We start from the raw sequence: 989 nt of genomic DNA, 5'->3' as shown, positions 1-989 counted from the left end.
AGCGCCAGCCAGGACATGAGCACGACCAGCGACGGCACGGCGTACGTCGTCGCGCCCATCCGGCCGGCGGTCGTGCGGGCCAGCGCGTACGCCCAGGTGGTGAAGGCGAGCGCGGTCGGGAACACGCCGAGGTAGACCATGTTGAGGGTGGCCGTGACCGGCGCGTCGGAGGCGTCGGCCACCAGCTGTCCGGCGAACGGCAGGCACATCACCGCGCCCACCAGGCAGCCGAACGTCGTCACCTGCAAGGCACTGGCCCGCCCCAGCGCGGGCTTCTGCGCCACGACCCCACCGGCGTACGCGACGGCGGCCAGCAGGCACAGCACCACCCCGAGCAGCGAGGAACCGCCCCCGCCGGACATCGACAGCCCGACCGTCACCGCGCCCGCGAACGACACCGCCATCCCGGCCAGCAGCCGCGGTGGCAGCCGGTCGCCGAGGAACCGCGCGCCGAGCAGGGCGATGAGCAGCGGCCCGATGTTCACGACCAGGGCCGCCGTACCCGCGTCCACCTCCTGCTCGCCCCAGTTCAGCGCCACCATGTAGAAGCCGAACCACAGCACGCCCGACACCGCGATCCCGCGCCAGGCGGACCGCGGCGGCACCCCCTCCCGGCGGACGAGGCAGATCAGTCCCAGCGTCAGGGCCCCGGCCAGCAGCCGGCCGAGGGCCAGCGCGCCGGGGGAGTACGCGGCACCCGCACTGCGGATCGACACGAACGCGGAGGCCCACAGCACGACGGTGACGGACGCCGCACCGGCGGCGAGCAGTTCCGTACGGCGCTCCGGGCGACGGGCGGTGTTCATCATGCTCCTCAGGCTAGGAAGTCGAAGGGTGGGCGGGCTCGCGGCTTTCGGACGGGCGCTTCGTGGCGGGCGGCTCACCGCAGAGCCGCCCCGTCGATGCCGAGCAGCTCGCCCAGCGCCCGCTCGCCCGTCGCCGTCACCCGTACCGCCCGCTCGGAGCCGATGCGCTCGCACCAGCGGGCG

At 74.5% G+C, this 989-nt stretch carries 1 protein-coding gene and 1 pseudogene; both read right to left on the bottom strand.

Annotated features, from left to right (window positions below; all coding sequences use genetic code 11):
• On the bottom strand, positions 1–806 hold an 806-nt coding region (locus BZL64_RS27610), incomplete at its 3' end, for a DMT family transporter (RefSeq protein ID WP_086771897.1).
• A gap of 74 nt (positions 807–880) precedes the next feature.
• Positions 881–989, bottom strand: a pseudogene (locus tag BZL64_RS41380) (transcriptional regulator); the annotation flags it as partial.

It is taken from the genome of Streptomyces bobili (assembly GCF_002154575.1).
GTDB lineage: Bacteria > Actinomycetota > Actinomycetes > Streptomycetales > Streptomycetaceae > Streptomyces > Streptomyces bobili.
Note: the sequence above shows the minus strand (reverse complement) of the source record. Positions and strands in the feature narration are given on the sequence as shown.